Origin of the sequence: Bradyrhizobium sp. Mp19 (genome assembly GCF_029952935.1) — a bacterium.
Lineage (GTDB): Bacteria > Pseudomonadota > Alphaproteobacteria > Rhizobiales > Xanthobacteraceae > Bradyrhizobium > Bradyrhizobium elkanii.
Map to the genome: position 1 here is coordinate 47,128 of NZ_JASAUT010000051.1, position 8,362 is coordinate 55,489.

The window sequence follows — 8,362 nt, forward strand, 5'->3', positions numbered from 1 at the left end:
TAACTGTGGTACCCCCGGAAACCGGGGGTTTTAGTAATGGGCCTGGTAGACGCGATTTCGACCATCGAGGCGTCCGATACCATCGACGAGCTCAGCTCGTCATTGCACCGCGTTGTCCAGAACTACGGCTTCTCGGGCTTTGCCTTTGTCGATGCCGGCCGGCCCGACCTCGATCTGCCCTATCATACCGGCACATTTCCCGACGCCTGGAAGCGGGCGTATGTGCAGAACGAGTTCGTTCATGCCGATCCGGCGCTGGCGCGGTCACGACGCACCAACACGCCGTTCAGCTGGAGCAGCCTGAAGCTGCCGGAGCGAAGCGGACGCAGGCGACCGCCCGAGGTCAAGACGATGGACGCCGCCCGGGAGTTCGGATTCAAGGACGGCTTCGTCGTGCCGTTCCACTATCGCGACCGGCTCGGCGCCGTGCATTCGAGCTCGACGGTGTTCTTCTGGGAAGACGAGCCGCGCGACTTCGACAAGCTGTTCGTCTGCCATCGCCATGAACTGCATCTGTTGATGATCTACTGGGTGCAGCGGGCGATGGATATCGTCAACCGCGACCAACGCAACGCGCCGACCATCCTCAAACCCGCGGACGCCGCCGAGACCATCAAGCTCACCGGGCGGGAAAAGGAAGTGATCGCCTGGGCGGCGCGCGGCAAGACCGTGGCCGACACCGCGCAGATCCTCGGCATTTCGCCGGAGACGGTGGAAGGCTTCATCAAGCAGGCGCTGCGCAAGCTCGAGGCATCCAACAAGACTCACGGGGTGGCCAAGAGCATCGCGCTCGGGATCATCGATTTGTGAGCGGCGCCGCGCAGCCATGGCGGTGCTCCCCGGGGCTGCCGCCATGCCCACCGCATCGCCCTGCCAGGACCAAACACCCGCGATCTGTGGCGCGGTCACACATCCGGGTTGGGTTGATCTTCCCGATCGCCCCCTGATTGCATTCGCGCACGGTCTTGATAATAAGGCCAGGGCCGGATGACGCTGACGCGCGCATACCAGACCAGGGTGCGCACTCCGGTGCCCGTCCGGCGCGACTGCCCGGCTGGCATAGAGACGCGGATCATCCTGCACGTTGCCCGGTACGGCAGGACCCGTTGTCCAGCCGCATGATCCGTAGAAGTCCCATCGCGACGAACCGCTGGTTCATTTGCTACCAACTTTCGTAGCGGAAATGCTGTCCACGGACCGAGCTGGAGATGGTCTGAACGCATCATGAGCACATCACAGGACGACCAGATCGACCAATTGGTACAGGCGCGCTGGCGCGCAATCGGGCTGTCGCAGGCGGATCTCGCCGAGATCCTGTGCGCCGGCGCCTCCCTGCAAAAGAACGGCGTCGACGGCACCGTGAAAATCGATACCGGTCGCCTGGCTACCGTCGCCGAGATGCTCGGAATCGCCGCCGACATCCTCAATCGCCGGCCGGTCACGGCAGCGCCGACGCAAGCCGGGCAGACGGCGGAATCGCTGCAGTCCCTGCTCGAACTGCGCATGCTGCGGGTGTTTCGCGACGTGCAGGACCCCGACACCAAGCGGATCCTGATCGAACTCGCCGAGCAGATCGTCAAGCGCCAGACCACGCCGCCGGAGACCGGCTAGGACCAGGCGTTCGATTCCCTGCGCGACCGGTGCGGGGCTGCCTCTGCCAAACGCCGCCATGCTGCCTTGGTGAAGGGGTCTTCGCGCATGGTCGCGATGCGTCTATCCCCATTGATGGAATGGCGGAATCCGTGTCTGTGATCCGAGCCGGGGAGATCCATACCGGCCCGGCGGTGCCAGCCGGGCAGGCCGCGGCGTCGTGAACCCGGGCCCTCTTTATGTCTGCCTCCGATTCCACCACATCAACGCCTGCGGCCGGCTCCTGGATCGCCAACCAGCCGTACCTGCTGCTCTGCATCACCGCGACGTGCTGGGCCGGCAATGCGATCGTCGGCCGCCTCGCCGCCGGCCACATTCCGCCGGTGACGCTGTCGTTCCTGCGCTGGTCGGCGGCCTTCCTGATCATCCTGCCGTTTGCCTGGAAACACCTCGTCCGCGACTGGCCCGTGATCCGCAACAATCTCGGCATCATGGTGCTGATGTCGATCACCGGCATCAGCGCCTTCAACACGCTGCAATACTGGGCGCTGGAGCACACCCAGGCGCTCAACACGCTGCTGCTGCAATCCGCGGCACCGCTGGTGGTCGCGCTGTGGTCGCTGATCCTGCTCGGCGCACGGCTGACGCTGGCGCAATTGTTCGGCGTGCTGCTGTCGCTCGCCGGCGTGCTGGTGATCCTGCTGCACGGCGATCTCACGACGCTGTCGAAGATCGAATTCAACAAGGGCGATCTGATCTTCATCGTCGCACTGGTGATCTTCGCGCTGTATTCGGTGCTGACCCTGAAGCGGCCCAAAATCCACGGCCTGTCGGTCGCCGCCTTCACCTTCGGCTGCGGCGCGCTGGTCCTGATCCCGCTCTACATCTGGGAACTCGGCGCGCGTCCGGTGATGCAGCTCACGATCAACAATCTGCTGTCGCTGTTCTATGTCGCGGTGTTCCCCTCGACACTGGCCTATCTGTGCTTCAACCGCGGTGTGCAGCTGATCGGCGCCAACCGCGCCGCACCGTTCTTCCACATGGTTCCGGTGTTCGGCACCATCATGTCGATCGTGTTCATCGGCGAGCATCCGCAGGCCTTCCATTTCATCGGCTTCGCGCTGGTGCTGGCCGGCGTCTTCGCGGCGTCGCGGAAGCAGAGTGCGTAATTCTCCTCTCCCTCTCCCCGTTCTTACGGGGAGAGGGTTGGGGTGAGGGGCTCGCTCCGCGAGGACGGCGAGAGACGAATGCGCGGAGACTCCCCCTCACCCGGACCGCATTCCACTGCGCTGCATGCGATCCGACCTCTAAGAGCGAGCTTCGCTCGTCTCGACCCCGCAAGCGGGGCGAGGTAAGGGGTCAGGTGCGGTGACTATCCGCGGCAAATCCGCTATCTCTTGAGGTCTGCTTCGCAGACGGGTTTTACGCATGGCGCGCGCCAGCAATCTCTTGATCGGCACCCTGACGCTGGCCCTGATCGCCGGCTCGCTCGGCGGCTGGCTGGGCTATCAGCGCTATGCCGGCATCAAGCGGATGGTACCGTTCCGCGTCATCTTCGAGGGCTCAGCCTCCGGCCTGCGCCGCGGCGGCAGCGTCAACTTCGCCGGCGTGCGGATCGGCGAGGTGGTTTCGATCAGGCTCGACCGGCACCGCGTGGTGGCGATGACGCGGATCGAAGGCAACGCCCCGATCAAGAAGGACACGCAGGCCGGCCTCGAATTCCAGGGCCTCACCGGGATCGCCTCGATCTCCTTCACCGGCGGCACCGACGATGCTCCGCCGCCGACGCTCGGCGCCGACGGCATTCCCGAGCTGACAGCCGACGCCGAAGGCACGATGGGAATCCAGGAGAAGCTGCGGGTCGCGCTGCGCAATGTCGACCGCGTCATCAGCGAGAACGAGGCCGACATCAAGGACTCGCTGCTCGGGCTCGAGAATTTCACCAACTCGCTGTCCGGCAATGGCGAGCTGATCGCCGGCTTCATCGACGCCGCCGACGACGGGATCAGCGCGGTCGACGCCAAGATGACCGCGGCCGACAAGTTCCTGAAGAGCTTCGGCAGCGACAAATATGGCGGCGAGCTGCTGCCGACCGTGATCTCGCTGCGCGAGCTGATCCAGAGCTTCGACAAGAAATCCGGCGCCATGATCGCCGAGACCCGCAAGACGCTCAGCGACGTCAACCAGTCCGTCAACAAGTTCAACGAGAAATTTGTCGGGCCCGCCGGCAGGCGCTAGTCTGGCCTTCCGACCAAGAACCAAGAACAACGGAAACGCTCAACGTGCACGACCGGACCGCAGCCCCCTCTCCGCCTCCCGCAACCGTCAACCGCGCAGCACCCGCCGTACCGCGGCATCTGCGGCGCTATCTCACGCTCGACGATTTCGAACCGCAGGCGCGGCGGCTGTTGCCGAAATTCCTCTACGGCTACATCTCCGGCGGCGCCGAGACCGACACAGCGCGCACCGACAATCGCCGGGCGTTCGAGGAATACGGCTTCGTGCCGCGCGTGCTGCAGGACGTCTCCGGCCGCGACCAGTCCACGACGCTGTTCGGCAAGAGCTACGCCTCGCCGTTCGGCATTCCGCCGATGGGCTCCTCTGCCCTCTGCGCCTATCGCGGCGACATCGTGCTGACGCACGCCGCGGCCGCCGCCAACATCCCGATGATCCTGTCGGCCTCCTCGCTGATCACGCTGGAGGACGTTCGCGCCGCCAATCCTTCGGCCTGGTACCAGGCCTATCTCGCCGGCCTTCCCGAGCGGATCGAGCCGCTGGTCGATCGCGTCGCCGCCGCCGGCTACGACACCTTCGTCGTCACCGCCGACGTGCCGGTGCCGCCCAACCGCGAGAACAACATCCGCAACGGCTTCCAGGTGCCGCTCGAGATCACGCCGCGGGTGTTCTGGGACACCATCACCCATCCCGACTGGCTGCTCAACACCTGGGCGCGCACCGTGTTCAATCACGGCATGCCGCATTTCGAGAACATGGACGCCAAGCAGGGCCCGCCGGTGCTGTCCAAGAATCTGATGCGCAACATCGGCAGCCGCGACCAGCTGGCCTGGAAGCATGTCGAACTGATCCGCAAGCGCTGGAGCGGCAAGCTCGTGGTCAAGGGACTGATCTCGCCGGAAGACGCCCGGCTGGCGCGCGAGCATGGCTGCGACGGCGTGATGGTCTCCAACCATGGCGGCCGCCAGCTCGACTACACCGTCGCCGGCTTGCGCACGCTGCCGGAGATCGCGGCGCAGAAGGGCAACATGACCGTGATGGTCGACGGCGGCATCCGCCGCGGCACCGACGTGATCAAGGCGCTGGCGCTCGGTGCTGATTTCGTCTGGGTCGGGCGGCCGTTCCTCTATGCCGCCGTGGTCGCCGGCGAGGCCGGCGTGGCGCGCGCGATCTCGCTGCTGCATGCCGAGATCGACCGCGATCTCGCGCTGCTTGGCATTCGCAGCCTGAAGGAGATCACCCCGGACCTGGTGCGGAAGTTCTGAGACGATTGCATCCGCAACGGGACTACGTCCCCTCTCCCGCTAGCGGGCAGGGCTATCGCATTTCGTGGCGGTGCCCTCGTGGCCATCCTTCGAGATGCCCGCCTTCGGCGGGCTCCTCAGGATGAGGTCTTGTTTTGCGGCAAAATAGTAGACCCTCATGGTGAGGAGCGCCGCTTGCGGCGCGTCTCGAACCACGAGGCCGAGTTACCTCCGCAGCCGCCGAAGGCGGCATATGCGATAGCCCTGCCCGCAAGCGGGAGAGGTAGGAAACCATCACGCATAGCGCGCCGCGCCCATGCACAGCGCGGTGACCGCGAGCAGGGCGGCGGCGATGCGCTGGGCAACCGCCAGGCGCGAGCGCGCGGCTGAGGTATCGCCGGCATCATTGCGCAGCTGCCGGACCGCGCCGCCGCCGACGATGATCTGCACGGCGATCGCGGCCAGTGCTGCGATCGCGCCACCGGCCAAAATCTGCTCCGACAGCCCGAACGAGCCTTCGTGAACCAGGCGCCAGAGCGTGGCGCCGGTCACGACCGCGACCGTCGCGGCGCCGATTTGCGGAAACAGCAGCTTTTCGCCGCCGAGGCCGCCGGTGCGCGCCAGGGTGAAGCTCGAGCCGGCCCAAAACACCGAGGACAGGACGTGAAGGGACAGCGCTATGATGAGGGCGGTCTGCATGTTGTCGCTCCAAACGGGCATTGGAAATTAGATATACATAATGTATAGTCAATCTGACGAAAGCAAGGCAAACCGATGCCGCCGCGCAGCTATGTGAGCCCGGCGCGCAGCGCCGCCGCCGCCGAGACCCGCGAGCGTGTGATCGAGGCCGCCTCGCGCACATTGCGCGAGGAGAGCATCGCGCGCTTCTCGCTGGATACGGTGGCGAAGGCGGCCGGCGTGACCCGGCTGACCGTCTACAACCAGTTCGGCTCGCGGCGCGGGCTGCTCGAGGCCGTGTTCGACGAGATCGCGCGCCATGGCGGGCTGCATCAGCTCGTCGACGCCATGACGATGGCCGATCCGCGCGCCGCGCTCGACCGGATGGTCGAGATCTTCTGCGGATTCTGGAGCCGGGATTCCGCGGTCGGCCGGCTGCACGACGCGATGGCGACCGATCCCGAATTCGCCGAGGCCGTGCGCGAGCGCAACGAGCGCCGCCGCCGCGGCGTCACCGCATTGATCGACCGGATCGCGGGCAAGCATGCATCGCCGCAGGCACGCAAGGACGCCGTCGACCTGATCTTCGCCCTGACGAGCTATCCGACCTTCGCCTCGCTGAGCGCGGGGCGGTCGGGGGATGAGGTCTGCCGTGTCGTGCAGAGCGCCTGCCACGCGGCGCTTGCTGACTTATCAAACCCGTCATCCTGAGAGAATGTGCATGTATTCAGCGTCGTCCTGGCGAAAGCCAGGACCCATTACCCCAACCGCTTGTTGTTGTGCGACGCTGGAGCCACGATCGCACTCTCAATCGAATTCGGTGGTTATGGGTCCTGGCTTTCGCCAGGACGACGGCGGGGGGAGGCCGCTCGCTACAATTCTCACCCCGTCATCCCCGCGCAAAGGCTTCGCCTTTGTCGCAGGAGGCGCGAGCCTTGCGGCGCAATTGCGCCGCTGGGCGAGCCTCGAAGGATGAATCGGCCACAGTCGGGCCGTCGACCCTTCGAGACGCGCTTCGCGCTCCTCAGGGTGACGGGAAAAGAGAAGTACCTCACCCCACCTTGAACTTGCTGTAGGCCTCGCGCGTCGCGATGATGACGTGCTCCTCGCAGCCGTTGCGGCGGTGCGGGTCGCAGCGGTCTTCGTAGTCGGCCGAGGTCATCATGTCGATGAAGGCGGCGACGCTCGGGTAGTAGACCAGCGCGAGATAATCCCAGCGCTGGCCGGCCGGCTCGCCCAGCGCGACAGTCTCGGCGCTGCCGGTCCACAGCAGCGTGCCGCCGCGCGCCTTGATCATGGGCACGGTGAGCGCGCTGTAGCGCAAATAGGCATCCCAGCCCGAGCCGTCGCCGTCGAGCGACCGCGCGCGAAACCGCATCAGATTGACCATCACGACCGGCGCCTCGCGGTCCAGCTCGTTCAGGCCTTTGACGTTCAAGAGATCGACACCCATCACCCGCTCCCGCCCAAGGCACATCGGTCTGGCCGCAACGATTATGTCATATCGCGGGACTAGCCTGAAATACCGCCGGGCCGTAAGCTCAGGCCAGCTCTCGGAGGTCAAGGCCGTGATGACCCTTCCAGAACTAGCGGCCGACGCGCTCGGCAAATTCCTCGGCGAGTACATGCAGCGCCGGTTCGGCTCTTCGCAGACCCAGCTGGTCGAAATGGTGCCCTCGATCGCGCGGATCGCGCTCGAATGCATCGGCAACAGCGACGCGCTCTATCACAATGTCGAGCACACCATGCTGGTGACGCTGGCCGGCCACGACATCCTGCGCGGCCGCGCGCTGCACTCGCACATGAGCGCCGAAGACTATGCCCATGTCATCATCGCCTGCCTCACCCATGACATCGGCTATGTGCGCGGGCTGTTCGAGGCAGACGACCAGAGCGGCTATCTGGTCGGTGCCGATGGCCGCAAGATCATCCTGCCGCGCGGCTCGTCGGATGCCGCGCTGATGTCCTATCACGTCGACCGCTCCAAGATCTTCGTGATGGAGCGGCTCAAGGGCGTTACCCTGCTCGACAAGGAACGCATCGCGCGCGCCATCGAGGGCACGCGCTTTCCGCTCAGCGCCCCTGATGACGATGAGGATTTCGGCGAGGAGGCCACCTTGCTGCGGGCCGCCGATCTGATCGGACAGCTCGGCGATCCCCACTACATCCGCAAGGCCAACGCGCTCTACCTCGAATTCGAGGAGGCCGGACTGAACCGCCAGCTCGGCTACAATTCGCCGGCCGATCTCGTCGACCTCTATCCGCGGTTCTACTGGGACAGCGTCGCACCGCATGTGCAGAAGGCGATCCGCCACCTCAACATCACCTCGAGCGGACGGCAATGGATCGCCAATCTCTACAGCAACGTGTTTCGCGCCGAGCGCGACATCTCGCTGTCGGGGCCGCAGAAATAGGCTGGAGGCCGCGCGGGCCGCACCCAAGAAACTATCGCCGTCATCCTGAGGTGCGAGCGGAGCGAGCCTCGAAGGATGAATCGGCCACAGTCGGGCCGTGCATCCTTCGAGGCTCGCCGAAGAGGCTCGCACCTCAGAGCTTGTGACCCTATGAGTTGCGAGCGCGGCATTTGCCCTGGTAAGGCGATGGCGCGATCGGAA

Annotated in this window: 9 protein-coding genes; 7 read left to right on the forward strand and 2 right to left on the reverse strand. The window is 65.4% G+C overall.

What is annotated here, in order from left to right; genetic code table 11:
• The first annotated feature begins 36 nt into the window (after window positions 1-36).
• The 5 genes from QJT82_RS35640 to QJT82_RS35660 all read left to right on the forward strand — a co-directional run bounded on the left by QJT82_RS35640 (window position 37) and on the right by QJT82_RS35660 (window position 5,090).
• Entirely contained in the window at window positions 37-810 is a 774-nt protein-coding gene (locus tag QJT82_RS35640) for a LuxR family transcriptional regulator (protein WP_028343498.1), read from the forward strand.
• 414 nt (window positions 811-1,224) lie between these two features.
• Complete coding sequence (locus QJT82_RS35645; RefSeq protein ID WP_028343499.1) at window positions 1,225-1,611, forward strand: hypothetical protein; 387 nt, start codon at window positions 1,225-1,227, stop codon at window positions 1,609-1,611.
• 218 nt (window positions 1,612-1,829) lie between these two features.
• Window positions 1,830-2,759, forward strand: coding sequence for a DMT family transporter (locus tag QJT82_RS35650; protein ID WP_028343500.1), 930 nt, complete (start codon window positions 1,830-1,832; stop codon window positions 2,757-2,759).
• Window positions 2,760-3,018: 259 nt separating this feature from the next.
• A complete protein-coding gene (locus QJT82_RS35655; RefSeq protein WP_028343501.1) occupies window positions 3,019-3,828 on the forward strand; it encodes an MlaD family protein in 810 nt (269 codons plus the stop codon).
• A gap of 44 nt (window positions 3,829-3,872) precedes the next feature.
• Window positions 3,873-5,090: an alpha-hydroxy acid oxidase gene (locus QJT82_RS35660; RefSeq protein ID WP_338132192.1), complete on the forward strand. Its 1,218-nt coding sequence runs from the start codon at window positions 3,873-3,875 to the stop codon at window positions 5,088-5,090.
• A gap of 273 nt (window positions 5,091-5,363) precedes the next feature.
• On the opposite strand, the gene QJT82_RS35665 is transcribed toward QJT82_RS35660, so the two are convergent.
• Entirely contained in the window at window positions 5,364-5,768 is a 405-nt protein-coding gene (locus QJT82_RS35665; protein WP_028343503.1) for a hypothetical protein, read from the reverse strand.
• 75 nt (window positions 5,769-5,843) lie between these two features.
• On the opposite strand from QJT82_RS35665, the gene QJT82_RS35670 reads away from it, so the two are divergent.
• The gene (locus tag QJT82_RS35670) at window positions 5,844-6,458 is read left to right on the forward strand and encodes a TetR/AcrR family transcriptional regulator (protein ID WP_028343504.1); all 615 of its coding nucleotides are present in this window, start codon (window positions 5,844-5,846) and stop codon (window positions 6,456-6,458) included.
• Window positions 6,459-6,798: 340 nt separating this feature from the next.
• Here QJT82_RS35670 and QJT82_RS35675 read toward each other — a convergent pair whose 3' ends face one another.
• On the reverse strand, window positions 6,799-7,200 hold the full coding sequence (locus QJT82_RS35675; RefSeq protein WP_028333485.1) for a DUF1330 domain-containing protein: 402 nt from the start codon (window positions 7,198-7,200) through the stop codon (window positions 6,799-6,801).
• Between the two features lie 115 nt (window positions 7,201-7,315).
• Here QJT82_RS35675 and QJT82_RS35680 point away from each other — a divergent pair, with 115 nt between their 5' ends.
• On the forward strand, window positions 7,316-8,161 hold the full coding sequence (locus QJT82_RS35680; protein WP_028343505.1) for a hypothetical protein: 846 nt from the start codon (window positions 7,316-7,318) through the stop codon (window positions 8,159-8,161).
• The last annotated feature ends 201 nt before the right edge of the window (window positions 8,162-8,362 follow it).